A 1,055-nucleotide genomic window follows, 5' to 3' on the forward strand; every position below is an offset into this window, starting at 1 on the left:
CTCATGCGCGAGCCGGAGCTCGAGGAGGAGGACCTGACCGCGCGGATCGAGGCCGGGCGGCTGATGGTCAACCGCCGCAGCCTCGATGCCGGCGCGCCGCCCGAGGTCACCATCACCGCGCCCGACGGCACCACCAGCCGCGTGCCGCTCGCCAATGGCGGCGGCGGGCGCTCCTCGGCGGAGGTTCCGGCGGAGGCCCCGGGCCTCTGGCAGGTGGGCGACGGGCGCCGTCAGGCCTTCGCCGCTTCCATGCCCGCCAACCCCCCGGAATTCGCCGACCTCCGCGCCGATCCCGCGCGCGCGCAGTCGCTGGTGACGGCCACCGGCGGCGCAGCCCGCTGGTTCGGCGACGGCACGACCGTCCCCGAGATCCGCAGCGTCTCGGCCGGGCGCGACGCGCAGGGATCGGGCTGGATCGGGCTGCGGCGGCGCGAGGACCATACGGTGACCGGCATCGCCGCCCTGCCCCTGCTGCCGCCCTGGCTGATGCTGCCGCTGCTGCTGGGCGTGGCGATCATCGCCTGGCGGTCCGAGGCGCGCTGAATTTTCATGGGTTCGCATTACAGATGATGCAAAATCCCAGTTGCCGGCCCGCGCCCGGCATCGGAGCCTTCCCCCGCATTCTTGATCGGGAGGCTTGGTTGTTTTCACGAATCCTGGCGGTTTCGGCCGCCGTGCTGGCGGTCACCGCGGGCACGGTGGTCGCCCAGAACTACAATCGCCGGCCGACCTTCGGCACGGTCAACCTGATCACCACTTTCCAGCCCGACCCCTATGTCGTGAACGTGACGGCCGGCGGCAACATCCCCGCCGAGCGCATCGGCGGCCCGGGCTGCGTCGGCTCCATCGCGGATCCGCCGGACTTCCGGCTGAACTACCGCGCGGGCAGCTTCCCGCTCTACATCTCCGCCACCTCCAACTCGGACGTGACGCTGGTGGTGAACCTGCCCAACGGGCGCTGGATCTGCAACGACGACTTCAAGGGCTCCGATCCGGGGATCGTCCTGAACAACCCGAGTTCCGGCCAGTACGACATCTGGGTCGGCCACTACAAC

Annotated in this window: 1 protein-coding gene and 1 pseudogene; both read left to right on the forward strand. The window is 70.7% G+C overall.

All coding sequences use genetic code 11. The features are described from left to right. Positions 1-543 (forward strand): annotated as a pseudogene (locus AC1DWF_RS32455) (hypothetical protein); the annotation flags it as partial. A gap of 98 nt (positions 544-641) precedes the next feature. After that, positions 642-1,055: hypothetical protein (locus tag AC1DWF_RS32460; RefSeq protein WP_476842630.1), on the forward strand; the 414-nt coding region annotated here is incomplete at its 3' end.

The organism is Aminobacter sp. P4_D5 (assembly GCF_056401815.1).